The organism is Shewanella sp. Arc9-LZ (assembly GCF_010092445.1).
GTDB lineage: Bacteria > Pseudomonadota > Gammaproteobacteria > Enterobacterales > Shewanellaceae > Shewanella.
Genome location: NZ_CP048031.1, coordinates 4,688,764 through 4,715,046, shown reverse-complemented (window position 1 = coordinate 4,715,046; position 26,283 = coordinate 4,688,764). Strand labels below are relative to the sequence as shown.

Genomic DNA, 26,283 nt, shown 5'->3' with positions numbered 1-26,283 from the left:
TTAATGACTCCTCGGGACGGCTTTGCCTCGCAATGAACCTAAGATGAAGTTTAACACTACCGCTAATATCAATAAGACTAATCCTAGCGCGATAGCTTGTGCAAAATCGCCTTTGCTCGTTTCAAGTGCTATTGCGGTGGGAATATTACGGGTAACATTCATAATATTACCCCCTACCATCATCGAGCAACCTACTTCAGTTAAAATGCGACTAAACGCTGCAATAATGGCGAGTAGTAAGGGGCCCCGCAGTTCACGACATAAGGTCCAAACCGCGCGTAGCCATGAGGCTCCTAATGTACGAGATGTTTCCCACGCTCTACGATCTACACTGGCAAAAGCGGCTTGCGACAATGCGATTAATACTGGAGCACAAATTAACATCTGTCCTAAAATCATTCCTTTTTGGGTGAATAGCCACTTTAAATCGCCTAAGACACCATTGCGAGTTAACAATAAATATACTAATAAACCAATCACGACAGTAGGAATGGATTGCAATGTTTGCACTAAGTTAGTGACGATCCAGCGGCCTTTGAAATGACTAAACGCGAGGATAAAGCCTAACATCATCGACGGAACAATGGTGATCAACAGCGCGGCAAAAGACACCGAAAATGAGATGTTAATAATTGCCCACACATGTGGGTCAAAAGATAGCAGCAAGCTAAATGCTTGCTGCAATAGGGCTAACCAGCCGTCACTCATTTTTTATAAGTTGCCTTAAACAATTGCTCTCCTTGCACTTTATAATTATTGATCATAGTTTGCGTTGCAGGGCTAATAAACCAATCGCTTAATGCTCTTGCCCCTTTATGATTCAAGTCTGGGTATTTTGTAGGGTTGATCAAAATAATTTGGTAAGGGTTAGCTAATTCCGCGCCACCTTCAAAACTAATATTAAGGTCTAGCTTAGCTTTATAAGCAATAAACGTACCGCGATCCGCTAATGTATAAGCCTGAAACTCATTGGCCATTAATAAGGTTTTACCCATGCCTTGCCCAACGGAGGTATAGCCGCTAAATTCAGGTTTAACGCCCGCATCTTTCCAAATGGCTAACTCTTTCATATTAGTACCAGAGTTATCACCACGAGAAATAAATTTACTTGGCTTATGAGCTATTTTGCTAAATGCTTCAGTGGCATCTTTGCTCGACTTGAGCCCAGCCGGATCATTTTTAGGCCCTAATACAATAAAATCATTTTCCATAATTCCGCGAGGCTCAATACCATAACCGTCAGCAACAAACTGTGCTTCGGCTTCTGGAGCATGAGTCATAACGACATCAACATCTCCCTGACTTGCCAGCTTCAATGCTTTACCTGTACCCGTAGCAATCACTTGTACACTATAGCCTGATTCTGCTTCAAATTTAGGTAACAGCGCACCAAGTAATCCTGAGTTTTCAGTACTGGTCGTGGTCGCTAACTTAATCACTTCATTTGCGAGTGCAGTTGTGCTGAACATTGCTCCGCTGAGTACCGATGCCGCCAACAGAATACTAACGCTTGCTTTGAGTTTTAACATTGCCGCTCCTTGATATATTAATAATCATGATGTTCATACTGAAAACTTGTACAAAACATTAAGCCGTTTTGCTTAATTACTAATGCAATAAGCAAGTTAGATGCCAAGCAGTGTTAATGCAATTACAGTTCACGCATAAAATCGAAACTGTGAACTTGCTCCCAAGCTTTAACAATTTATATTAGACAAATTGTCCCACGATCACTTTTCTGTGGTTCATAGTGACCAAGTGATGTGAATTCGATGATACAGTGGTGAAAAGCGCGACAAAATGTCCAAATAAGAGTCCATTTATGAGTCCAGATGAACATATTTCCCCAGTAAGCAAGACCACTATGTCGGTTCTTATCGTTGATGATGAGCCCGGTATGCGTAGTTTTTTGATGAAAGCCTTGGCAAAAAAGTTTGCCTTGGTCGAAACCGCCTCCACAATAGCCCAAGCAGAAGAGTTACGCAGTCATGGCCATTTCGATTTATTGATTGTTGATATTCGATTGCCCGACCGTTCAGGTATCGAGTGGCATGAAGCGCTAGATGATCCAGATCGTCAATCAGATATCATTTTTATGACCGGTTATGCTGATATGGATGTGGCAATCAAAGCATTACGTGCTGGCGCCTCTGATTTCATTATGAAACCGTTTCACTTAGAACAAATGATTACCGCCGTTGACCGCTGTATCGAGAAACGATTGCTAAAGCGTGAAAATTTTATGCTAAGGCGAGAACTATCGCACGGACAGTCATCCACCATTATCGGCAACAGTGAAGCTATCCGTGATGTGAAAGAGGTCATTGAACGCATCGCACCGACTAACGCAGTTGTATTAATAGAGGGCGAATCAGGCACAGGTAAAGAGCTGGTGGCCAGACAATTACATCTACAGAGTGGGCGAAGTGGTGCATTTGTCCCAGTAAACTGTGGTGCCATCGCCCCTGAATTGTTAGCCAGTGAACTCTTTGGCCATACAGCGGGCGCATTTACCGGGGCTAAAGGTAATCGTGAAGGGTTATTTAGTTATGCCTCTGGTGGCACGATATTTTTGGACGAAATTGGCGAAATGCCGATGAACATGCAAACCGCTTTACTCAGAGTGCTTGAGCAACGTGCTATTCGTCCTGTAGGAAGTGAAAAAGAAATCGATATTAATGTGCGCGTTGTCGCGGCCACTAATCGTTTATTAATTGATGAAGTTGAAGCGGGTCGTTTCAGACGTGATTTATTTTATCGTTTGAATGTATTGAACATTGTTATTCCATCTTTGCGCTCTCGGCCAGAAGATGTTGTTGAGCTGACTCATTACTTTACCTTGCAGTTGTCACAAGAGCTGGGTATTAAAGATGTTATTTGGAGTCACGAAGACCTACAAGTACTGCAACAGCATGATTGGCCCGGTAACATTCGTGAACTGCGTAATATGATTGAACGTTGCATCTTATTAGGCAAACCGCCTGCGGAATATTGGAAAAAACCAGTGTCAGTTATGGTGAATGATGCGATGGGCTACCCGTTAAATTGGCCATTAAAAGAAGTTGAAAAACAACATGTGACCAAAGTGGTCGATAGCCATAGTGGTAATAAATCTGCTGCAGCGCGAGATTTAGGCGTGTCACGAAAAACATTAGATAGAAAATTTAAAGATTGGCTAACCCATGAAAAACAAGGCCTTGAGGAAGAATAATAGTGGTGCATTCTACTGGTGTTTTTACACGAATTTTCGGTATTAGTTGGCTGCAAATGCAAGCCAAAGTGCGTTATCGGATTTTGTTTTTGACATCATTACCCATCTTATTAACCTTAATTAGCTTAGTATTTATTACCATTTACTGGAATGTCATATACACAGGTAAGCAATTGTTCATGAAGGTAAAAGCTGACTTGGTTGTCGCTAATAGTACCTTAGTGCAAGTACAGGAACGCCAACAAGACAAGCTCGACTCGATAAGTGAATCATGGGATTTTCAACATGCATTTAGGCTAATAAAACACAGTGAGCAACAACCTAATCCAAGTGCGATAAGTGCATTAAATATTCTTTTGGCACAACAGAAAAAAGAGTTAGGGTTAGACTTTTTACGTTTAATTAGTGTTGCCGATGCCGCTGGAGATCCTGATTTACGTTTGATGTTACATCAAACCAAACAGAAGGTTTTTTCGGGTTTAATGGTATTGCCAGCCAAACGTCTCGAAAGAATTCACTCAGGTTTAGCAAAACAAGCTCAAATTACATTGATCCCGACATTACATGCTAAAAACCCTAAACAAACCATGGAAACCCGAGGTTTATTAAGTCGAACGCTACTGCCAATAGCCGATCAGTCGGGAAATGTATTTTGGTATTTAGATGGTGGGATGTTGTTTAACCACAATACCGACATAGTCGATAATATTCGTGACTTAGTATACGGCAAAGGCACTTTGCCTGAACGTTCAATCGGTACCGTAACCCTTTTTTTGGATAATATTCGCATTAGTACCAACGTGCCTATGGAGTTGTTTCCAAAAGACAGCAATAAATCCAATAGAGCCATGGGGACCTTAGTGTCTGATGAGGTTTATCAGCAAGTACTGATAGAAGGTCAAACGTGGATAAATCGTGCCTTTGTACTTAATGATTGGTATATCTCGGGTTATCTACCTTTACTCGATGTTCGTGGCAAAAGGGTTGGGATGGTGTATGCGGGCTTCTCTGAGTCACCTTTTTTACATAATTATTTACTCAATATTATCGAGCTCGGCACTATTTTAGTTTTCGTGTTATTGATTTCAGGGTTTTTAGTTTATCGCGCTGCTAATAGTTTACTTCAACCTATTGAATATATTCACCAAGTTGTTACCGCAGTACAGTCTGGTCGAAATGTCAGAATTGGTAAATTAGACATCAACGGTGATAACGAGTTGGCGCATTTGGCCGAGCAATTTGACCGAATGTTAGATCAGTTGCAGCGACGTAATACTCAAATTCAAGCGGCAGCAGAGCAGTTGGAAATAAAAGTAGAACAACGTACCCGCAGCTTGCAAGATAAAACAGAAGAGCTCGAACGTAATGTTGCGTTGTTGCATGCCACCAGACAGCAATTAGTGACTAACGAAAAACTCACCGCACTGGGCGAACTGATTGCCGGTATTGCCCACGAAATTAATAATCCTACTGCTGTTATCTTGGGGAACATGGAGCTATTAAAATATGAGCTGGGTGACAATGCAGCGATAGTCGAAGAAGAAATTGAATTGGTTATTCAACAAGTCGGTAGGATAACGACTATCATCCGTAGCCTGCTGCAATATAGCCGTCCTGGTGAATTTAATGCGCCGATAACATTACAACCTGTGACGCCAATCGTTGAAGAAATGCTGTTATTAGCGCGTCACTCTATTGAGCAACAAGAAGTGAAGTTGATCAAGGAGTTTACGGCTACAGGTTCAGTAGAAGTCAATCGACCTCAGCTATTACAAGTGCTGATTAACTTAATGGTTAATGCTGCCCATGCGATTGAGAATAAAGGACGGATTTGGCTACGAACCTACGACTGGCTAGAAGACGGAATCGCTATTGGGGTAAAAATTGAAGTTGAAGATGAAGGGATGGGGATTTCGAAACAAGATTTGAGTCGTATCTTTGATCCATTTTATACCACCCGTAAAGATGGTACTGGTTTAGGGTTATCTCTGAGTTATGGGATTATTAAACGACTTGGCGGAATGATCGAAGTGAATTCGACGGTAGGCACTGGCACTATATTTACCATTGGGCTTTACCATAAAGCCAAAGATGATCAGCAGCTTGGGCCTTATGAAGGCCTACATTTTGGTGACAGTACACAGTAAAATACTTTACTAAATAGGCAAGAAATAGACAAAAAACAGGCAAAAAAAAGCCGGGTGATTAACCCGGCCACAAAGAGTGTGTGAGCAATGTCGTGCTTGCGAACTCTGCAGACTAATTAAAGGTGATGAAGTCTCTATTTAGCAAACCGAGCTTTGGAACGCAAGTTAATAATAATCATTCTCATTTGTATTTGCAAGTGTTTATCGTCATAAATTTCATTTTTATATATAACTTCTTAAAATTATTAGGTTAGCCATTGATTAATAAGGAAAATATTTTCTCTATTAGCCTTTTGCCATTATATTTAGATGGGTTTATTAAATGAAACTATTTTTATGTGGATTTCAGCGTTGTTTAGCGTAATGGCAAATGGGTTTGTGCTGTCGGAATATACTATTAGCCTTACTAGAGCTACTGCGCAGAGATATAGAGTGAAGTTCTGTGTAAATCCGCTTTAATCTACACTATTTAGTTATATAGCCTCAGGTGAGAATTAGAACGGAATGTCGTCATCCCAGCTGTCGAAAACATTGTAAACGCCGCATCAATGTCGCTTACTGTCGGCATAATTAATTAAGCCGACAGTCGCTTTTATTGATTAACTGCTTATGTAAATCAAGCAATCATTTAAATAAACCTGTTATCTAAATTAAACCTATTATCTAAATTAAACCTATCATCTAGATTAAACGTTTACGCAAATACTATGATGCTCACTTACTTACTTGGATAACAACGTTGTCATTATCGTTGCTGTTATTAAGTAGAATCTTGTCTTGCAGCACTTTTAGTAACACACCATAAGCGGGCAAAAACAAACCTAGGCTCACTATCAGCTTAAAGGCGTAATCCACCGTGGCTATTTCTGGCCAGTGTGTTGCCATAAACGCATCGTTTGAGGCATAAAACGCTACACTGAAAAACACTAAGGTATCAACTAAGTTACCAATTAATGTTGATGCAGCAGGTGCGACCCACCAAGCTTTGGCCTGACGTAATTTTGCAAATACAGTGATATCCATGAGCTGACCAATTAAGTAAGCCACAAAGCTGGCAAAAGCGATACGAAATACAAAACTATTCCACTCAGCTAAAGCGCTAAACGCTTGCAATTGACCTTGATGAAACAATACGCCGACTAAATACGACACGACAAGTGCCGGTATCATGGCTTTGAGGATAATGCCTCTAGCGGCTTGCTGACCAAAAACTCTCACGGTTAAATCAGTCGCTAGATATACAAATGGAAAACTAAAAGCACCCCAAGTGGTGTGGTAGCTAAATAGCTGAAATGGCAGTTGGACAAGGTAGTTGCTTGCGCAAATAATTAAGATATGAAAACTGACTAATAGCATCAGTGCTCGGCGATATTTCGCCTGGGTTAACGTCAACATATTGTGGCCTTTTTAATTGGGTTAGCGCGGGGTGAGGGAACCCGCTATGAATTTAGTTAGCAGTAAGTACTTATGCTAACGAGGCTATTTAGCCGCCGTTAAACAGATAAGCTTACGTCTGTTATAGAGATTATTATTATTGTAGTTTATTGGCCGAGTTTACGTTACACACATCCATTAGTTAGGCCATATTGAAGGCAATACCAAGGTGTTGGCAAACGCGGGGGCGGGATAATAGCATGTGCTTTGCACAAGCGAAAGATTTCGTCGAGGATAACGCTATTGGTTTTAGTTCGCTGAGGAAGATTAAAAGTCGATTAAAATAGACAAAACTGTGGCTAACTTATTTTCCAGTTCTTGCCATTCAGCCTCAGGATCTGAGCCTGCAACAATGCCTGCGCCAGCAAATAAATTGATTCTTCTCGGCTCTATCAGTGCACTTCTAATTGCGACTGAAAACTCTGATTCATGATGATTTAAATAACCACAAGCTCCAGCATACCAACCTCTTGCATAACCTTCACGCTGGCGAATAAAGTTCAGTGCAGCCTCGCGTGGCAATCCACCTACGGCGGGAGTTGGGTGCAGTGCGCGTAGTAATTCAAAATCATTAACACCTGGCTTTAACTGCGCTCGAATAGCACGGTGCAAATGTTGAATATGATTAAGCTTGAAAATTTTAGGTTGCTCATCAGCACCTACATATTGGCTTAACGGTGTGAGCACATCGACAATATGTTTTCTGACCAACTGATTTTCATGGCTATTTTTAATGTCATCTAATAATGCCTGTGCCAGTACATTATCTTCTTCTGGATTGAGCCCTCGGACAGTTGTTCCTGCTAATGCTTCGGTAAACAGTTCCTGTTGGCGACGTAAATATAATCGTTCTGGTGAGCAAGAAATAAATGCGCGTTCAGGGCTAAATTGGAATCCAAATTGAAAACTATTCGGATTACGGCCTTGCCAACATGCTAGTACTGTCCACGGGTCAATATTGTCATCTACATCTATTTGGCTGTGGCGTGATAATACGACTTTAGGTGTTGAGTTGATAAAATTTGCTTGAGTGACTTGTTCTACTAACTCTTTCCAACGTGAAAAATTAGGTAAATCACTCCGACCCATTAATGTGAGTTTATTTGGCGGCGACAAAGGACGTGGCTTTTGCACCATTGCGATAGCATTAAGGGCAGATTGTATTTCGTCTTCAGGCTCACCATTTTCAAAATTAAGATTCACTAATACTCTAACGTGATTACCGCTACGGCGTAATTCAATTCTGGGTAATATAAAGTGCGCACGGCCAAATTCAGGCCAACACTCTACGGTGCGATCAAACGCTAAACCGCCATAATAACGGATATCTTGATGATTGGTTTTATTGCGTTGTTGTTGATAAATTTGCGCTAGGGCATTGTCGTCAACTTGGTCGGCAAAATAAAACGTCTTGCACGAGCCGATGGCGGCGACATCTTCGTTTCTATCGCGGCCGTGCCAATAGATTTTTGGGTATAAGGTTTGAGCGCTTAACCAAGATATTAATGGCAGCGCAGCAGTCTCTACAGATAACTGCACGATAGGGTCACAGATCGGCACGTTGCGAAGTTGTTCGAGCTTAGTAATTAACTCGCTAAATTGTGATGAAAAAAAGTGACCAGCCAATCTATACCTCTCGTATAACAACATAAGAGTTAACGTTAATAAACCTATTAAATTGTGTCAATTGGCAAGATGAAAGCGTGTGATCTGAATTGCTAATATAGCGTACTCTTTACCAGCATCTTTGTACTGTAAATGATGCGGCAGCAAGTTGCTCAATATCATCAACAACAGCTTGATTGTTTCTCGTTGAGGCTTTTTACAAAGATCGTGAACCGGAATGTGACCATGCGGTAATATTTCCCTAAAAAAAGTAGGCGAACGAGCTAAAGTAGTTCAAAATATAGCTAGTATTATGTGAGCTAGATCCCGTTATTAAAGTTCTCTTTCGGAGTAATTGTTACAATGAATGATTCTGTGGAATCAAGCAATGTCATTAAAATCCCCATCGATAAACTTGCTTTAGGCATGTTTGTGACGGCAATAGATCATCAGCAAAGTAAGGTGGCTATTCGTAATCCCGGACAAATCAAACATCGTGATGCAATTTTAAAGCTGAAAAAAAATAACATTCTGCTTGTGTGGGTTGATGTTGATCGATCTTCAGATACTTGCGGGCTAAAAACAGCAGGTAAATCGAGCTCTGCTAGCAGTTTATTGGTACGTAAAGCGACTGTCACTCGAGATGGTCAACAAGTGCAGGCAAAAAAGCTACTTGCTGAAGCAAAAGGCTTAATTCAAAAAGTGATGTCGGAAACCTTCAGCGGTAAAGCCATTGAAGTCAGTCAATTTGAAGATGTCGCCGACAAAATGATTGAGTCTGTTATGGACGATGCGGATGCATTTAAGTGTATTTCTGCACTGCGTACCAAAGATGCTTATTTGCTTGAACATTCTATTAATGTTGCCTTTTTATTGGTGACTTTTGGTAAACATCTTAAGCTTGATCGTGAACTGCTAAAGCAGATGGCTGTGGGGGGGATTTTGCATGATATTGGCAAAATCCAGGTCGATAACGAAATTTTGCACAAACCAGGTAAGCTAACCCCAGAAGAATTTGAGCACATGAAATTGCATCAGTTTTATGCAATTGAAATCATGAATGAAACAAAAGGCTTATCGCAAGTGAGTAAAGATGTGTGCTTAATGCATCATGAAAAACTCGATGGCCGTGGTTACCCTAATGGTTTAAAAGATGAACAAATTCCTCAACATGGGCGTATGAGCTGTATTGTTGATATTTTTGATGCATTAACTGCTTCGCGTTGCTACAAAGAAGCCATGAGCCCGGCGGCAGCGTTTAAAATTCTGATAAGCTTGACCCCATTTCATCTTGATCAAAAGCTTGTTTATGAGTTCATTCGCTGTGTGGGAATATATCCAGTCGGTTCATTGGTGCAGCTATCGGATGAACGAGTCGGAATAGTATGGGACTCTAAAGGGCGTGATGCGTTGCATCCTATTGTTAAGTGTTTTTATTCGATTAAACATAAGCGCTACACTGAAGTGACTATGGTTGATTTGCTTAAATCGGAATTGCATATTGAACGTGGCGTATCACCAAGTATGCTTGATGTCGATCCCAGCCAGTTTTACTAATCGGTTATCATCATAAACGGTTGCACAACTAATGTTCGATAATATCTTGATACAGTGGTGCTAATTTAGCCAGTAATGCATTGCGGGTTGCTAGTGGGATATGCTGTTGTTTAAGTGCTTCGATTAAATGACCCACAACGGCATCAAAGTCAGCTTGGCTAATGTGTAATCCAATATGTGCATCAAACATGGATGCACCTTGGTACACGCATTCACCGCCACTGATTACACATAAATGCTCAATAAGCCGTTGGCGGAAAATCTGAATATCAGTTTGTTCAAAATGATGCAGAATGCGTTTGTCTTGGGATAAATGGGCTAGAAAGTCATCGGTAATCATACTGACGCCTTTATCTCCTCCCAGTTGCTGATATAGAGTTGTGGGTTGGCTTGCACAGGCAACAGACAGGAATAACAATGCGCCCAAAACGACGATATGATGTTTAATAATATTAACCATTACAGCGTTCCCTCTACAGATAAATACCACCCTTGCTGTTGCTCAAATCCGGCAATGCTGCCTAAATCAACATAAGCGCCTACAACAGAAAGGTGTTTATTAACAAACCAAGCCATAAAAATATCCTGCCAATCATTTTCTTCTGCAAAACCAAGTTGATCAGGCTTTTGTTTGTATTCATAACCCAGTGCAATATTATCGGTTAATAACACCGCAATAGAGGCTTCAGCTTGCAGTTGGTAATCGTTGTTCGTCGCAGTACCAAAACCAAGCAAACCAGTTTGGTTAGCTTTGGTTGCTCTGAGGGTTAAGTTAGTCACCAGATTACGGCCAGCAATGGCATCAAAATAGACTTTACTGGCAGCTAAATAGATATCAACTCCCCAGTCATCCCTTGCCCCAACAGCTTGCGGTAATGCAAAGTCGTCCACCCGTTTATATTGTAGCCCTAAGCTAATTTGTGGCATGGCGGTGTATAGCACTTCACCGGCTAGTTTGTATTTTACCCCAACAATATCTTGGCCCAGTTTGCCGCCTAGGGTGTCTAGATCAAAAGTTTGCTTAGCAATACTGAGTTCAAAGCGGTTATCAATGCTTAAGGATGCGCCAATAGAATGTAATGTAAAATCGTCAACATAGACTGCAGTATTCATTGCTGTGAAAGACCATTGGTCTGAGCTTGCATAGCCATTAATGACTGCCCAAGACACTATTCCTCCACCGGCACTACCCTCAATAGTTGTGGCGCCACCAGTAGCGATTACTTTACTTGTCTCAGCGTGAGCAGAAGCACTGATGAGGCTTAATAGCACCGATAATAGAATGCACATTAGTTGATACATTAACGTAGCGTATCCTTAACAGGGGGGCTGATTGTTAGATTGATTAAATTGCTGGAACCACATAATAAAATCATCTGCGTTAAGCGGTTTTGAATACACATAACCTTGAATTATATCGCAATTAAGTTCGCGCAAAATATTGATGCCTTCTTCAGATTCTACCCCTTCAGCCACGACGGATAAATTAAGCCCTTTAATTAATCGAATGCTGCTATCCACAATCATTAAATCAGTTGCATCGGTATGAATATCTTTAATAAAACTGCGATCAATCTTCACTTCATTAACGGGCAGTAACTTTAAGTAAGCTAATGAAGAGTGCCCGGTACCAAAGTCGTCGATGGCAATGGCTAAGCCGATATTTCTAAACTGCTGTAAAACAGCAATCACCGTTTGTGCATCTTTCATCACAGCACCTTCGGTCACCTCTATCGACAGAGCGTTAATCGGTAAATTATTGCTAATCAGTAACTGTTCAATGTCTAACGGCAGCTGAGGATTAGTGAGATCATGGGCAGATAAATTAATCGCCACCGTCAGCGAAATACCTTGTTGCTGCCATTTGGCTAGCTGCTTAATGGTAGTATTTAATACCCAGTCGCTGATCATCGAGATATTACCTGAGTTTTCCGCTAAACGAATGAACTCATCCGGCGGGATAAACCCCAGTTCAGGATGCTGCCAGCGGATCAGGGTTTCTGCACCATGGCAATGATTGCTCTGAATATTCACTTTAGGTTGAAACACCAAATGCAACTGCCCTTGTGCTAAGGCAATCGGTAAATCACGGATAATCATTAATTCACGTAAATAGCGTTCATCTTCACCTTGTTGATAAGTGGCTATGCCTAGGGATTCCACTCGGGCTTGATTTAATGCAATTTCAGCATGGCGAATTAAAGTATCAATATCATTACAGTCATAGTCACTGGATAAATCAACAATCCCTACCCGCACATTGACACTTATTTTTGAGCCCTGAATAGAAAATGGATTGGTTAATTGTCGTAGATAGTTATCAAGCTTTTCAAGCGGAATACTCGGTTGGAATAGCAACAAAAACGAGTCGCCATCCAAGCGCGATATTAGTTGGGCCGTTGGGGATAAGCTTTCTAAACGGCTGGCAAACAACACCAATAAATCGTCGGCATTGGCAAATCCAATGATGTTATTTAAATGGCGAAAGTTTTTAATGTCTATCATCACTAAACTGCCATGCATTTTACTCAGCAGCAGGCTGAGTTGTTGTTTAGCGGCCAAGCGATTATATAAACCCGTGAGGTTATCGTGTTGTGATTGATAAACTAAATCGTTTTCGCGCGATTCAATATTTTCACGCATTATCGATAAGGTGTTGGCTAATACTTGTAACTCAGCGGGTGCACCTTTAATCGGCGGAGGGTTTTCACCTTGGCCGACTTTGCGAGCAAAATTAACTAATGCATAAATGGGTTTCGTTAAGCCGCCAGAAAACCAAGCGGCAATCATAAACGCCAGTAAACACGTTATCGCGAATATAATTAACATGTTATTGCGCAGGGCATCGTAATTTTGCTGCCACTTAACATTTGATTGATGCAGTACCGCCCACTGATGGCCACTATTTTTATTTAACGCAATGGTGGTCGATAAGTAGTTTGATGGTATGTCATCACTGACCTTATCCACTGTTTTTGCTAATAGGTTAATACGCGCTAAAACATCTTGTTGTTGAGCTTGGGCTAGGGTCGAGACAATTTCTATTCTGCCAGCGGACTGGTTGATAAAACTGATATCAATTCCGGTAATGGTTTTGGCTTGGTCTGCGACATTCTTGTCCATAGTGAAGCCCATGCCGACCCAAGCTATTAATGTTGGCGCTTTGACGGGTTGCAACACAAATTGGTAACTACTGTGGTCATAATTGAAAATTTCGAACGTGGTTGAGCGATTCTTGGTTAATGCAAATAACTCATCTACATTAGCTGCAGTGAGCCCTTGCAAGCTTGATGACAGTAGTTTTCCCTGTGGAGATAATAAAATAGCAGCGTCAGCATTAATGCGCCTGCCATGGTTGGCTAACACTGACGATATTGTATCTTGCTCGCCAGTGGCAACGGCGCGTTTAAAACCAAAGTCCGCACTGAGTAACGACAAACTTTGATTTAGCTGATCGCTTCGGTTCGATAACATTTCGACAAAAATATTGGAACCAATATTAAGGTTTTGAGTTTGCTGTTGGCGAAAATCTCGCTGAGTTGCGCTTAATACAAACAAGGCAGTGGTTAACTGCATTAAGGTCAGTATTAATAGGAAAGCTATTATCAGTCGGTTGCGAAAACTAGTAGGCATGCTATCCCGTGACATCGCTTGCTTGAGGGTAACTACCAAAGCCGCTAGGTGGCGACGATGGTTTATCTTGGTGTTCAACATCAATGCTAAACGTTAACTGATTATCGTCATTGCTTACAATGACCAAAGATGAAGGTGTTGCCGTTATTTGCCAAGGATGCCAAATGTTGACCTGGTATTCGCCTGCAGGTAAATCTGTTAATTGGAGTTTACCTTGTGTATCACTCACTGAAAAATAAGGACTGCTGGCCACATAAATAAAGGCCTGCATGTAATCATGAATATTGCAGCCTATGGCAACTAAACCAGGTTTATCAAATGTAATCGGGTCTTCAGTTGTGCCTACATACAATTTTAACTCAAATTGTTTGGCTTCAGAAAAAGAATAAACATGGTGCCGAGTGCGATCTAAATTAGGAAAATCAACCTTGGCACCTTGCGGCACTGCCAATACAAAAGGTGAGAATACTCGATTTTGTTGGCGCATTTGGTAAGGCGCTAAGGTCGATGGCGTTGTATTAGATGGTGACATAGAAATTAACTCTACCACGCTATCGCTTAGCATCACGCCTTGCGCATCGGTAACATTAATCGTCAAAGTAGCCGCAGTCACTGCCGCTGAAAAAAAATACGTTAAACACAACAAACATGTCGTAAATGGATTTATTGGCATGTATTGGCCTCATTATTAAGAGTGTAGCAAGAGTGCCGCGTAGTGGTTAATGGTCTACGTAATATGGCATCATAACCTACAAGAATCAAAATACAGCATCATCACAGCTTAATGCGACTATTTGTTTCGGTATACATCAGCAAACGAGGTGTTCATGAAAATGTATGTATCCATCAGTTTAGTACTGATATCGTTAATCCTGCTTATTCCCGGCGTGACAGAACCGATGTTAACGATAACAGGCACCATTGAAAAGTCGCAGTTAGTGAATACGGGTAAGGATATGTTAATCCAAGATTTAACGGAAGACTCTCGTGCTAATACCCGTGGAATATTGGATATTGCCGCCAGTATGTTGGGGCTAGATACGCTAGAAGGCGAAGTGGAGGTTTTTCGTAATAGCCGCAGTATCATTGATACCATTTCAGCACTATACCAATCACATCATTTCGTCGTTGCCATGTTGGTCGGGTTATTCAGTATTGTGATCCCTGCCGTTAAGTTAATCACCATGCTCATATTACTACTGCCAGTGCCGCCCTTAATTAAGCAAAGATTGAGCAAAATGATCAGTGGTATCGGCAAATGGTCTATGGCCGATGTGTTTGTGGTCGCAATTATTGTGACTTACATGGCAGGTAATGCGTCAGCTGGAATGGGCGACATGCTTAAGACTCAATCTCAGTTTGAAATCGGTTTCTATTATTTTTTAGGTTACTGTATTTTTTCAATTGCTAGCCAGATGATGGTCGATATGACACAAACGCAAAGGTCGCAGAATACCGCTCGCTAATATAGACAGTCGAGGCCGCTAGACTTGTGAGCTGACAACATTGAGATTCAACGTTAATGTAAAAAGGGCCTAAATCAGCTTATTATTTTGATGAACCATCGAAGTCGCGATATTTCGCGACTTATGTTTTACAATGGTTATAATGAGTCTATGTACTAGTAACCTTAAGATTGGCTATGACTGACTCTACAACCCCTGAATATATTGGCTCCGATCATTTTTTGCCTAAAAATACTCTGTTGCTTAATGCCATGACAGAGGGCGTGTATGGTTTTGATTTAGCCGGTAATGCGGTGTTCATTAACCCCGCAGCAGAGCAAATGACAGGCTGGAAAAGTGCCGAATTAATTGGCCGAAATATTCACGACTGCCATCATCATAGTCATGCAGATGGTAGTCATTATCCTCAACATGACTGCCCCATTTATCGCACCTTACAAGATGCTATTCCTCGGCAAGTGAACGAAGATGTATTTTGGCGCAAAGATGGCAGCAGCTTTCCGGTGTATTACAGCTCAACCCCAGTATATGATCAGCAACAACTCGTCGGTGTTATCGCGATATTTCGTGATGTAAGCATGCAAAAACATACCGAGCAATCATTGAGACAAGCATTAGCGCAAGTGCAGGCTTTGTCAGAACGGTTAGCATCAGAAAATCAATACTTACTCACTGAGCTACAAGGTCAGCAAGGCGCGTCAGGAATATCGGGTAACAGCCAACCTATCAATCAACTCATGCAACAGATCCACTTGGTCGCTAATACCGACAGTACCGTACTCATTTGCGGTGAAAACGGCACCGGCAAAGAGTTAGTTGCGCGTAACTTACACAGGCTAAGTCATCGTAAAGACCAGCCGATGGTGAGTGTTAACTGCGCCGCATTTTCGACCGCATTGCTGGAAAGTGAGCTGTTTGGTCATGAAAAAGGCGCATTTACTGGTGCTACAGCACGACGCAAAGGCAGATTTGAATTGGCCAATAATGGCACCTTATTTTTAGATGAAATTGCCGAACTGAGTTTATCGGCACAATCTAAATTGTTACGGGTGATTCAAGAGCAAAGCTTCGAGCGCGTTGGCAGTAGTGAAACCATTAAGGTCAATATTCGCTTAGTGGCTGCCACCCATCACGATTTAACCGCGCGAGTAGAGCAAGGCTTGTTTCGCATGGACTTATATTACCGCTTGAACGTATTTCCAATTACCGTGCCGCCGTTACGAGAGCGCCGCGAAGATATTCCGCAATTAGTCAGTGATTTAGTCGCATCACTGAGTAAAAAACTCGGTAAAAAAATTACTAAGGTGAGTGCTAAAGGGCTGAAGAACTTACAGCAATATGCTTGGCCTGGTAACGTGCGTGAGTTGCAAAACCTAATCGAGCGAGAAATGATTTTATCGCAAAGTGGCCATTTACTGTTTAATACTTTACCTGTAGCGGTTGCCACACCGTTAGCTACCAGCACGTTAACCATGGCACAAGCCGAAGCCGCACATATTATTGCGGTATTAAATGCTAGCCACTGGCGTATTTCTGGCCCGTTTGGTGCTGCTGCAATGCTAGATATGCCGGCGAGTACCTTACGATCTCGAATGAAAAAGTTAGCCATTACACGTTAATTTTGATGATTGGTTTTATTAGGTCGCGATATATCGTGTAAAAAGTGATATATCGTGACATTATTCTATAAGTATTTTATTTTAATCTTTTTAAATCAAATAATTACAATTATATCTAAGTTGGCTTAGTCTTTGCTATAACAGGGCAATATTGTGTTATAGGAATACATTTATGCCCAAATCATCATCTCAAACTCCGGCAGCGACTGTGCCAGTTGATAAAGCTGCCGTTTCACAACGGATTCCAGTGGTGCAAATTGCTACGCCGTCGACAAAAATTCAGGTTCGAGAACAGAAGGGTGTATTTCAACGGCTGCGTCAGCACAGTAATACGTTACTGATTGCGATTTTTTTCATGATCCCATTTATCAATTACCAAGGCCGGCAAGCCATTCTGTTTGATGTCACCGAACAGCAATTCTTTTTCTTCAATATCACCCTGTGGCCACAAGATTTTACCGTTTTAGCGTGGTTTTTTATGGCTGCTGCTTTTGCATTGTTTTTTGTCACGGTTTACTGGGGCCGAGTTTGGTGTGGTTTTTTGTGTCCGCAAACCGCGTGGACTTTTATATATATGTGGGTAGAAGCCAAGGTAGAGGGCAATCATCATCATCGAGCGGCATTAGACAAAGCACCATGGTCACTGAGTAAAGTGCGTAAACGAGTGACGAAGCATGCGGTGTGGATGGTGTTTGCCTTGCTAACTGGCTGCGGGTTTATTGGTTATTTTATGCCTGCACGCGAGTTGTATGTTGATATTTTTAGCATGAGTAGTGGTTTTTGGACTGGCACCTGGGTGTGGTTTTTTGCCATATGCACTTATTTAAATGCCGGCTGGATGCGTGAAATGATGTGTTTGCATTGCTGTCCTTACTCGCGTTTTCAAGCGGTGATGTTTGACGCCAACACTAAAACCGTGAGCTATGATGCTGATAGAGGGGAATCTCGCGGGCCACGTAAGCGCTCACAAAAAACGGAGCTAGGTGACTGTGTAGACTGTAATTTATGTGTTGATGTTTGCCCCACTGGGATTGATATTCGTAACGGTTTGCAATACGAATGTATTAACTGCGGTGCCTGTGTTGATGCATGTAATCAAACCATGGAAAAATTTGGCTATGCACCCAATTTAATCAGCTTTACCAGCGAAAATGCCTTAAAAGGACAACCAAAAGCCAGCCTGTTGTCGCTAAAATCGCTTGGTTACGCCAGTGCATTACTGATCATGATTGTGCTGATTATTAGTGATTTAAGTCACTTAAGCCATATACAGCTCAATGTTATCCGCGACCGCCAAACCTTGTATCGTCTAGTGGGCATCGATCAGGTTGAAAACAGTTATCAACTTAAAATTCGCAATAAAACTCAACAAATGGCTTTTTATCAAATCAGTATCAGCAATGACGATCCCCAAAAGCAAACATTGCAAATAGTCACCGACAGCTTGATTGCGATAAAACCTGCAGAACAACTGGATTATCCGTTGACCCTCAGTGGCCGCCTGAGTAACCGCACGAGTGATAGCACGCAACAAACAGTGCAATTTAAAGTGACCCAAATTCAAAGTTTGGAAAATCCAACGCCAACGGAACCTGCTAATGAGATCTCGCAAACATCACGCTTCTTTTGGCCATAATCTCAGTATCTCAGTATGACGGCATAAACGCGTGTCGACATTATTGGATACTACGCAGCAAAATGGTTAAGTAACAAAAAGGCTTGTCGCATTATTAATGGGACAAGCCTTTTTTGCTAAACGTTCGCAGTGTAATCGCGATAAGCCATTAACGCTGATGTAACGCGTAGTCGCTACCATCTTTAGCAGTAAACACTTTACAGTTGCCTTCAGTTGGCTGACAGCCTGAGTGGATTAAGCTAATCCATTGCTTGTATGGCGTCGGCAAATTCTTAATTGGAATCGCAACTTGAATGTCTTCAATATTAGCCTGGTCTGTGGTACCCATTTGTCCTTGGCGGTCGAAACAAATCTCAACATGGGTATCATTATTCTTTAATACAACAGACGTTGGTTCACTTTTGTGACCCGTCAATGCCACAAATTGACATGGATTTTGTAAACCACACTGAGAGCCGTCTTTTAAAAATGCCAATAAGTGAGTGTAGTAAACTACATAGCTGCTGACATCTTGGTGCGAGCCTTCAGTTAATGGAAATTGTGCATCCAAAAAGTCTTTGGCGTTCGTGGTACGATCCTGTTGATTCGTCGTTGCCACAAATTGCTCACCAATGAAGCGGTTAAGGTTTTGGGTGGCTGTTGCGCTTGCTTGAGTAGACATATTCATCGCCTTATTCCTCTTCGTATTGTTGTAGGTCACAAAACCTTTTTCAGTATTGTTTATCATTAAGCCTTGTTCGCAGCTTGATTTTTAGTCTATGCTATTTTTACAAACAATTTCACAATAAAAATTTTACAGTGTGAATTATACAAAATGAGAAATGATAAAAGCTTAATGCGAAAGACCCATTTTTTGGGCACAAAGATAAGAAACTTGCGTAAACGCAATAACTTAACCATGGAAGACTTGTCTGCTCGTTGTATGCGTGTTGACTCAGGTAACTCGCCGTCAGTGTCATACTTGTCAATGATCGAGCGCGGAAAACGTGTTCCAAGCGCTGATATGTTGGCGGTAATTGCAGTGGTTTTTCAAAAAGAAGTGGAATGGTTTCTTGATGATGTGCCAGAAGATGAAGCGATTACGCCTGAAAAAGGCAATAAAGGCGGCATTAGTGGTATGCCGCTTGAGCCGAGTTTTTTGTTCTCCAATGACATTTTGCAAATTGCCATCCCTGAAATGTTGTCGCAAACTGGCACCAGTGGCCGCCAATTTGCTCATTTACTGATCCGCGCGCACCAAGAGCATCATCAAAACCATTTTCCTGATTTAGAGCGTGCCGCCGAAGAAGTCGGCTTAAAACGTATGCCGCTTGCCACCGAAGATATTATCGATATTGCCAAAGGCATGGGCTTAAAAATTAAATGGATCGACCGTGCTCCTAAAGAAGTTATCAACGAAATGGGCTTGAGTTCTAAGCAGTTGGTTACCTCATTTTTTGAGCCACCGGGAACCATTTATATCAGTAATATTCTGAAAAATAGACCCAGCAGATTGAGATATGACTTGGCCGTGCACATAGGTCATTGTGTGTTGCACAATAAAGACGGCTTAAAAAGTGTGATGATGTCTGGTCGCCGTGATGACTTTGATGATGCGCTGGTCCCTCAGTCAAACACCTTGAATGCACAAGATATTTTGCATGCGTGGCGTGATTTTGAATCAAGCTTTTTTGCGGGTGCTTTGTTGTGTCCTAAAGTGCCGTATCGGCAGTTACTTGACCGACATGGCTATGAGATTAGCGTGCATAAACAACTGCAGGTGTCAGCGTCTGTTGCTATGCGCCGCATGACGGTAGTGTCGCCTTATCCGCACTGGCATTACTTTGATGCCTACGCACCGGGTAAGCTAAAAGCGGTTTATCGTGGTAATGGCATTCCTTTGCCTTGGGGTAACATGCGCCTAGTAGAGGATCCTTGTCAGCACTGGGCTGTGTTTAGAATGATTAACGAGCCAGTCGCAGGCACGTCTGCGCAAATATCGATTTTAAATGTCGGTAATGAACCGCGTATTTATTGCTGTGAATCGATTAAGGTTGATGACTCGGCAGGTAATCCGCATGTGTTATGTGCGGGTATTGATTTAAATCCGGCGATTGAAGCGCAAGGCAAAGATGCGCAGTCGATTGCACATGAATTAAAACAAGCTTGCTCAACGGGCGGCGGCTCAATCATTATCCCCAAACATATCCAAAAGGATCTCATCAGTGTGGCAAAAATCCTTAATATTAACTGGATTGAGCGTGGGATTAAAAAAGATGCACAACTAATTTGTTCGCGTGGAGCTGTGTGCCCACGTCAGCCAAGCTGTTATGCCGCAGGGCGTAATTTATGCGAGGGAGATCAAGGCTAATTTGACCTTTGTTGATGCCGCATCTGCATAAATTGATGCGGCTAAACAGGCATTATTAAACGGTACCTCAATCCTGTTAAAGAGCAAATTGCACTGTAATGCAAAGCCCGCAGTTATTGACGGCATCGGTTGGCGCTAAGCTAATTTTTGCGTCCATTTGCTGCACAATACTCGCCACAATCGCTAGTCCCAACCCTGAGCCATATTCGTTACTGCCCAAGACTCGATAAAAGGGTTCAAACACTTTTAGAGCTTCATCTGTGGCGATACCTGGACCTGTGTCTTTGATGGTCATCTCAATGTATTGATCTGTTTTAGTAATGCTTAAATCAATTTTACCGCCATTTGGGGTATAGCGAATCGCATTGTCGATAAGGTTGTGAATTAAGGTTTTTAAACGAACGGGATTGGCATTGAGTTCGGCGTCGTTATCTTGGCTAAAGCCCAAATCAATCTCTTTCGCTTCTGCCAGTGGGTATAGATCTTCAATCACCTCAACGAACACCATTTTTAATGATATTTTTTGAGGTTGTTGGACGCTGTTATCTTGTTGACGCGCCATCGACAATAGTTGTTCTAGTAGGTGAATACTGCGACCTATTCCGGCTTGTAGTGCATTAAGCTTTTGGCGCGCATCGTCCGTTAACTCTGTCTGCTGAAGACGTTGTGCCTGTAACGACAGTGCAGTTATGGGCGATCTTAATTCATGAGCTGCATCGGCAATAAAACGCTTTTGGCTAGCAATAACCTGGCTATTTTTGCTGAGTAAACGATTAATTGCCTCAACAAAGGGCACAATTTCACTCGGCAATTGAGTGGTGGGAATTAGCTGTAGGTCGTGCTCAGTTTGACGGTCAACTTCGTGGGCTAACATACTAATCGGGCCAAGAATTTTACCTAGAATATACCCCAGTAATAACAGTAAAAGCGGAATTAATACTAACAATGGCATCAGAGTATGCAGCGCGGTTTCAAACGCAATATCGTCACGAATAGCAGTATCTTGGGCGATGGCGATACGTTGAGTGGATGACAAGGTGCGTACAAACACCCGCCAAGATTGGGTGGCTAAATTAACCGTATGAAATCCATCGGTTAAATTGCTCGGCAAGGCTAGGGTATTTTGGTCTAAGGCATTACTTGCTGAGTTGCTACCCAATAACTGCACTGAAACCTGAAACTCCAACTGATCTTGGCTTAACGGGGTGAGTGTTCCGTTGTTTAGCGTAAGCGAGTAATGGTCAAACAGCACGGCCATTTGTTGCAATACATCATCTTGGAGCTCATGGGCTTCTTCAAAGGCACTGCTAAAGGTAAAGCTGGCGGCTATGATCGCAACAGACAAAATGGCTGCTGAAATCCAATAAGATAAGCGTGTTTTTAACGAGTTACTGGGGCATTTTTCGACACCATCCATCCTACACCTCTGACATTTTTTATGGTTTCTATACCTAATTTTTTACGTAAACAATGAATTAAAAACTCTACCGCATTACTTTCTACCTCTTCACCCCAGCCATAAATTCGTTCTTCTAAATCACTTTTTGAATGAATCGAGCCGGGTCGAATAAGCAATGTTTGCAGTAAGGCGAACTCGCGGTTAGACAGTAAAATATTATCTTGAGTGAGGGTTTTGGCTTCATGTGTGGCTGGGTTTAGCCAAACAATATTATTGGTTAATTCTGATGTATGTTGGTTGGCATTGCGCCTTGTTACTGCACGAATGCGTGCCAGTAGTTCGGTTATATCGAAGGGCTTAACGAGATAATCATCAGCACCTAAATCGAGCCCTTTGACTCGGTCTTCTAGGCTGTCTCTGGCGGTAATAATGATCACCGCCAGTGCGGGATGCTGAGCTCGAATATATTGCATTACTTGCAAACCATCCAGTTTCGGTAAGCCAAGGTCGAGCAACACCACATCGTATTGCTGGCAACGTAAACTGTGTAAAGCCGCTTCGCCGTCGCATATCCAATCGACCGCGTAGGCGACATCTTTTAAGGCGCTTTGCATGGCATCGCCAATCATTTTATCGTCTTCTACTAATAAAATACGCATAGCACCTCAATCGGACATAATGACATAAAATGAAAAGTCTTTATTAATGATGTGTTGTCGCGGCTTGCTGTTTAAATAGCATTAAACACAACACCATACCAAAGAGTAATGCGGCCGACGCACTAAAGCGACTAAATTCTAATCCACCATGGCTAATGGGTTTATCTAAAAAGTCACCCACTACGGCACCTAAAGGTCTGGTTAAAATAAAGCTTAGCCAAAATAACAGAGTGCGAGATATTGAGCTCCAAAAATAGGCAGCTAATAACACTAATAACAGGCTACCAAAGATTAACGCACTGACATCATAACCAAGGCCAGCACTGTCTACTGTCCAGTCGCCTAGCGCTGTACCTAAGGTTTGTGACAGTAAAATCGTCACCCAATAAAAGCATTCGGTTTTGGTATTGTTTATCGACTGATTAGACAGGCTACCTGCACTGACGTACCAAATTGAAAATGACATACACAACAAGCTCACCAGTAACAATGTGCCGCCGGTATAACCTATGCCTAATGAGCGGTCGGCAAAATCAGCCATGGTTGTGCCAGCCGTTGTTGTAGCGATAATGGTGGCCCAATAAATACTCGAAGAATACTGTTTACTGCGAATTTGTATTGCTACCGCTATCGCGAATAAACCGATAAAAATAACTGAGCTAACTAAGTAGCCGAGGTTAAGCGACATCGATAAAGCATCTCCTGCCGTTTCGCCTAAGGTGGTGGCCAGTATTTTTACCAACCAAAATATTAAGGTGACTTGTGGCACTTTAGTCAGTGCTTGCTTTTGTAGTGTGTTCATATAGATGCTCACTTTTGTTGATAGATTATTGGCTTTTTTGCTGTTTGGCGCGAACGGTTAGGTATGCCACAAGTGCAATAATAATCACTAAAAACACAATGCTGGTGCTGGTGGTACCAAACCCTAGGCCGCCTTTACGAATGGGTTGTGACAGTAAGTCGCCGATAGATGCACCCAGTGGACGAGTTAATATATAAGCTAGCCAAAAGCACAATACGGCATTCGCCTTGAAGCGATAAAAGACTAAGCTTATCAGCGTAATTAACCCACCAAATACGATTGCCGACATGCCATAACCTACATTCATATCTTCCGATACCCAATCGCCCACAGCAGTACCAAGTGCGAAGGTAAATAGAATGGCCAACCAATAAAATAGCTCACGTTTAAGAGTGACAATGGAGTGGATGGATAAGGTGCGTTCTTTACTGAACCAGTATGCAAATGTTGCCGCTAATAATGCGCTAAACACCGCTGTCGATACCGGTAGAGGCACATCGAGTTTGTCTGTGAGAATGTCGGTGACTAAGGTGCCAAAAATACTGATAAGCACCACAACACTCCAATATGCACCTGGGCGATATTGGCTTTGTTTAAGCTGTATCCATAAGGCGAAAAGTAAAAATACTCCCATGATGATGCTGGTATTAATCATGCCTACGTGAAGATGGAAGCTAAGATAATCTGCTGCGGTTTCACCTACGGTAGTTGACATCATTTTTATGACCCAAAAAATTAATGTTATTTCGGGCACTTTATTGAGCCAACCGTGTTGCGGTGCATTGCTACTATTTGGGGTATTGCTGGTTACTGGTGTTATGACTATTGGTTTCATGTGGACTCCTGATCCAGTAGTGAAACATGCTGTAGTCATATAGTGCCGAGCAATACTTAGCCCAAACATAGGGCTAAGTATAGAGCGACTTTTTTCGGTTATTTTTTAGCGATAGCATTTGGCTTGGTTATTAGACTAATACATATAGGTAAACCATTTCGTTAAGCACTTACGGAGGTACTTTCATCAAATACTTTTGTGAACCATTACGGCGCATTGATAATTTTTATGCAGTTCTAGGCGCCATATATTGCGCTATAGATTACACCTAATTTTCAACAAAAGTGCTCAGTAAGTAGCTTAAAAAAGAACGGTTCGAGATTATCTTGCATAGCGTGAGTGTGCGGTGTGTTAGTTACAGGGCACTCATCACCAAAATGACTGACGAGTTGCCCTATTTGCGCGGAATTCCATTCAGGATGAAACTGCAAACCAATAGCCTGTTGGTGGTGATACATTTGCACATTACACTGTGCTGAACGAGCCAGCGACACAATACTGTCAGGTAAGTTGATGGCTTGATAATGCCACTGCGGCACAGCCATTATCGTACCATCAGCAAAGGTTACCTCATGCCAACCCAGTTCAGGATTAGGCATATCAATGACTTGGCCACCAAGTTCAATTGCCAATAACTGCGCGCCCAAACAAATGGCCAATAAAGGGACTTGTTGAGTTAATGCCTGTTTAATTAATCTTGACTCGGTTTGCATCCAAACAGGGTTATCCACCACATTCATCGGCCCACCTAAAATAATTAATCCTCGGTAAGCATCGAGATTTTCGGGCAAAGATTCTGGTGCATAAAAACACTCAAGTTCGATACTGTGTTGTTTAGCCCACAGTGCCATTCTACCGACGCCTTCGGCAGGGTGATGCTGAAATACTGCAATAGTTCTGTGGATCATTTCAGTTCATCCAACTCTATATACACTCTTGAAACCGTAGTCATTGGACGAGTGATGTTTGGCTTTGTGTTTGGGGCCACTAGAGAAGTGTTTTTAGGTGTTGTGTCGGGCAATGCAGCACGAAGTTGGGCTTCATTGTTAAATAAGTTTGCCGTATCAATAGGAATAACAATTTCTGCGGGTAAGCTATTGCCGACATTATCGAGGCGTACAATATGATCGGCATCGGGTCGAGTCGTCAGGCGTTTAACAAGAAACTGCACTTTATCGTCAGGGGTATTATTAACCTTAAGGTAAGTATTATTGTTGGTTTTTTGTTGCTCGAACTGAGTATCTAATTCATTGAATACTAACACCCTAGTCACGGTTAGCCCTTGGTTCTTCCATTGCATTTCACCGCCGCGTTCAAAATGGCCTTTAACAATATCAACGTTTAAATGTTCAATATGACTTGGATGAGCGGGAGATAGCATCGATAGGTCAAATTGTTGCGGCACTATGGTCCAAATCGGATATCCGCTAGCTGCCGATAACGTTAAGCCGTTGATTACCGCTGTGTTGATTTGAGGATCATCAAAGGTTAGCTGCAACACGACTTGGGCATTATGTGGGGGGTGAAACATCGGTAAATGCGAGGCAAATAAACCATATTCACTGCCAAACAATAGCATGCCGTGAAGTCCAACTCGAACTTGCGCAGTTAACGGACTATCTGTTGGAGTATTAACTTGTGTCGCATTAGCGCTGAGTGGCAGTAGCATCAAGATGGCCAGTAAACCCCGATACAAATCATTGTCAAAGCGACGCATGGATAATGAAGAAAATAGTGTGGTGATATAGCGATTCAGTAACATATTAGCGGCTCTTCTGTGTAGATGGCAGATGGGGCCGTCCCCGATGTGAATACCTGTCGATGAAATAAGGTGCATGTCAGGCTGAGGTCGTCCTCAATGGGTTAATCATATCGATTAAATAAAGAATAAACCAGCTGTTATGCGGGGCGGTTCACAATTTGGATTCAA

The 26,283-nt window shown here is 42.1% G+C and carries 22 protein-coding genes; 7 read left to right on the top strand and 15 right to left on the bottom strand.

Annotation, left to right across the window (positions count from 1 at the left end):
• Together GUY17_RS20210 and GUY17_RS20205 are read right to left on the bottom strand one after the other, a co-directional pair.
• A complete protein-coding gene (locus GUY17_RS20210) occupies positions 1–708 on the bottom strand; it encodes an ABC transporter permease (RefSeq protein WP_101088589.1) in 708 nt (235 codons plus the stop codon).
• Complete coding sequence (locus GUY17_RS20205) at positions 705–1,529, bottom strand: substrate-binding domain-containing protein (protein WP_162024149.1); 825 nt, start codon at positions 1,527–1,529, stop codon at positions 705–707. The genes GUY17_RS20210 and GUY17_RS20205 overlap by 4 nt, the downstream gene beginning before the upstream one ends.
• A 293-nt stretch (positions 1,530–1,822) precedes the next feature.
• Here GUY17_RS20205 and GUY17_RS20200 point away from each other — a divergent pair, with 293 nt between their 5' ends.
• Positions 1,823–3,211, top strand: coding sequence for a sigma-54 dependent transcriptional regulator (locus tag GUY17_RS20200; protein ID WP_162024148.1), 1,389 nt, complete (start codon positions 1,823–1,825; stop codon positions 3,209–3,211).
• A 56-nt stretch (positions 3,212–3,267) separates the two neighbouring features.
• Positions 3,268–5,358: a HAMP domain-containing sensor histidine kinase gene (locus tag GUY17_RS20195; RefSeq protein ID WP_162024430.1), complete on the top strand. Its 2,091-nt coding sequence runs from the start codon at positions 3,268–3,270 to the stop codon at positions 5,356–5,358.
• 714 nt (positions 5,359–6,072) lie between these two features.
• On the opposite strand, the gene GUY17_RS20190 is transcribed toward GUY17_RS20195, so the two are convergent.
• The gene (locus tag GUY17_RS20190; protein ID WP_162024147.1) at positions 6,073–6,753 is read right to left on the bottom strand and encodes a 7-cyano-7-deazaguanine/7-aminomethyl-7-deazaguanine transporter; all 681 of its coding nucleotides are present in this window, start codon (positions 6,751–6,753) and stop codon (positions 6,073–6,075) included.
• A 306-nt stretch (positions 6,754–7,059) separates the two neighbouring features.
• Entirely contained in the window at positions 7,060–8,442 is a 1,383-nt protein-coding gene (locus GUY17_RS20185; protein ID WP_162024146.1) for an isochorismate synthase MenF, read from the bottom strand.
• 318 nt (positions 8,443–8,760) lie between these two features.
• Here GUY17_RS20185 and GUY17_RS20180 point away from each other — a divergent pair, with 318 nt between their 5' ends.
• The gene (locus GUY17_RS20180) at positions 8,761–9,954 is read left to right on the top strand and encodes an HD-GYP domain-containing protein (protein WP_101088584.1); all 1,194 of its coding nucleotides are present in this window, start codon (positions 8,761–8,763) and stop codon (positions 9,952–9,954) included.
• Between the two features lie 28 nt (positions 9,955–9,982).
• Here GUY17_RS20180 and GUY17_RS20175 read toward each other — a convergent pair whose 3' ends face one another.
• Genes GUY17_RS20175 through GUY17_RS20160 form a run of 4 tightly spaced genes read right to left on the bottom strand, consistent with a single transcriptional unit; the run spans position 9,983 to position 14,260 of the window.
• Positions 9,983–10,414, bottom strand: coding sequence for a group 1 truncated hemoglobin (locus GUY17_RS20175; protein ID WP_101088583.1), 432 nt, complete (start codon positions 10,412–10,414; stop codon positions 9,983–9,985).
• Positions 10,414–11,256, bottom strand: a complete 843-nt coding sequence (locus GUY17_RS20170; protein ID WP_162024145.1) for a DUF3034 family protein — start codon at positions 11,254–11,256, stop codon at positions 10,414–10,416. The genes GUY17_RS20175 and GUY17_RS20170 overlap by 1 nt, the downstream gene beginning before the upstream one ends.
• A gap of 15 nt (positions 11,257–11,271) precedes the next feature.
• Entirely contained in the window at positions 11,272–13,587 is a 2,316-nt protein-coding gene (locus GUY17_RS20165) for a bifunctional diguanylate cyclase/phosphodiesterase (protein ID WP_162024144.1), read from the bottom strand.
• Position 13,588: 1 nt separating this feature from the next.
• Complete coding sequence (locus tag GUY17_RS20160) at positions 13,589–14,260, bottom strand: methylamine utilization protein (protein WP_162024143.1); 672 nt, start codon at positions 14,258–14,260, stop codon at positions 13,589–13,591.
• A gap of 154 nt (positions 14,261–14,414) precedes the next feature.
• Between GUY17_RS20160 and GUY17_RS20155 the strand changes: the two genes are divergently transcribed.
• The 3 genes from GUY17_RS20155 (at position 14,415) to ccoG (ending at position 18,308) form a co-directional block, all read left to right on the top strand.
• Positions 14,415–15,053, top strand: a complete 639-nt coding sequence (locus GUY17_RS20155; protein ID WP_162024142.1) for a paraquat-inducible protein A — start codon at positions 14,415–14,417, stop codon at positions 15,051–15,053.
• 176 nt (positions 15,054–15,229) lie between these two features.
• Positions 15,230–16,672, top strand: coding sequence for a sigma-54-dependent Fis family transcriptional regulator (locus GUY17_RS20150; RefSeq protein ID WP_162024141.1), 1,443 nt, complete (start codon positions 15,230–15,232; stop codon positions 16,670–16,672).
• 172 nt (positions 16,673–16,844) lie between these two features.
• Positions 16,845–18,308 carry a cytochrome c oxidase accessory protein CcoG gene (gene ccoG / locus GUY17_RS20145; RefSeq protein WP_162024140.1) on the top strand — a complete coding sequence of 488 codons (1,464 nt, stop codon included), beginning with the start codon at positions 16,845–16,847 and terminating at the stop codon, positions 18,306–18,308.
• Between the two features lie 148 nt (positions 18,309–18,456).
• On the opposite strand, the gene GUY17_RS20140 is transcribed toward ccoG, so the two are convergent.
• Positions 18,457–18,969 (bottom strand): malate synthase, encoded by a 513-nt coding sequence (locus GUY17_RS20140; RefSeq protein WP_254439840.1) that lies wholly within the window; start codon positions 18,967–18,969, stop codon positions 18,457–18,459.
• 153 nt (positions 18,970–19,122) lie between these two features.
• Between GUY17_RS20140 and GUY17_RS20135 the strand changes: the two genes are divergently transcribed.
• On the top strand, positions 19,123–20,658 hold the full coding sequence (locus GUY17_RS20135) for a DUF3612 domain-containing protein (RefSeq protein WP_101088576.1): 1,536 nt from the start codon (positions 19,123–19,125) through the stop codon (positions 20,656–20,658).
• Positions 20,659–20,734: 76 nt separating this feature from the next.
• Here the strand turns inward: GUY17_RS20135 and GUY17_RS20130 are convergent, their stop codons facing one another.
• The 6 genes from GUY17_RS20130 to GUY17_RS20105 all read right to left on the bottom strand — a co-directional run bounded on the left by GUY17_RS20130 (position 20,735) and on the right by GUY17_RS20105 (position 26,115).
• Positions 20,735–22,075, bottom strand: a complete 1,341-nt coding sequence (locus tag GUY17_RS20130) for a HAMP domain-containing sensor histidine kinase (RefSeq protein WP_162024138.1) — start codon at positions 22,073–22,075, stop codon at positions 20,735–20,737.
• The gene (locus GUY17_RS20125) at positions 22,039–22,716 is read right to left on the bottom strand and encodes a response regulator transcription factor (protein WP_162024137.1); all 678 of its coding nucleotides are present in this window, start codon (positions 22,714–22,716) and stop codon (positions 22,039–22,041) included. The genes GUY17_RS20130 and GUY17_RS20125 overlap by 37 nt, the downstream gene beginning before the upstream one ends.
• Positions 22,717–22,759: 43 nt before the next feature.
• Complete coding sequence (locus GUY17_RS20120) at positions 22,760–23,518, bottom strand: hypothetical protein (RefSeq protein ID WP_162024136.1); 759 nt, start codon at positions 23,516–23,518, stop codon at positions 22,760–22,762.
• Positions 23,519–23,543: 25 nt separating this feature from the next.
• Entirely contained in the window at positions 23,544–24,353 is an 810-nt protein-coding gene (locus GUY17_RS20115; protein ID WP_162024135.1) for a hypothetical protein, read from the bottom strand.
• Positions 24,354–24,628: 275 nt separating this feature from the next.
• Positions 24,629–25,261, bottom strand: coding sequence for a type 1 glutamine amidotransferase (locus tag GUY17_RS20110; RefSeq protein ID WP_162024134.1), 633 nt, complete (start codon positions 25,259–25,261; stop codon positions 24,629–24,631).
• Entirely contained in the window at positions 25,258–26,115 is an 858-nt protein-coding gene (locus GUY17_RS20105) for a hypothetical protein (protein WP_162024133.1), read from the bottom strand. Before GUY17_RS20105 ends, GUY17_RS20110 begins: the two co-directional genes overlap by 4 nt.
• Positions 26,116–26,283 lie beyond the last annotated feature (168 nt).